Below are 457 nucleotides of genomic sequence, written 5' to 3' on the forward strand. Positions count from 1 at the left end.
AGTGGTGTGAGCCATTAAGCTAACCTGTACTAATTACCCGTGAGGCTTAACCATACAACGCCAAACGCGTTTTATGACAGCGTAACAGACAGAAGTTAGTATACTAAAGTAGATTTACGATTATCAGATTTCCGAATTTTAGTTAATTGCGAATGCGATTAACGACCAGAATATGCTTGGTGACAATAGCGTTTTGGACCCACCTGACTCCATGCCGAACTCAGTAGTGAAACGAAACAGCGCCGATGATAGTGTGGCATTTGCCATGTGAAAGTAGGACATCACCAGGCTCCTAATTAGAGAAACCCGATTCGAAAGAGTCGGGTTTTTTGTTGCCTGTAGAAAAATAAAATACCCAACCAAGACCCCTACGACCTATATCTTTGTAAGCATCGTGTGGCATTGACCATGTGAAAGTAGGACATCCTACTGCGTAGCGCACCATGGCTCCTAATTA

1 rRNA gene is annotated in these 457 nt (G+C 43.1%); it reads left to right on the plus strand.

Features of this window, described 5'->3' with window-relative positions:
• Nucleotides 1-175: 175 nt before the first annotated feature.
• A 5S ribosomal RNA gene (rrf, locus tag JIG41_RS20265) occupies nucleotides 176-290 on the plus strand.
• Nucleotides 291-457: the final 167 nt, after the last annotated feature.

This window comes from Pseudoalteromonas sp. bablab_jr011 (genome assembly GCF_016464045.1).
Taxonomy (GTDB): Bacteria; Pseudomonadota; Gammaproteobacteria; order Enterobacterales; family Alteromonadaceae; genus Pseudoalteromonas; species Pseudoalteromonas lipolytica.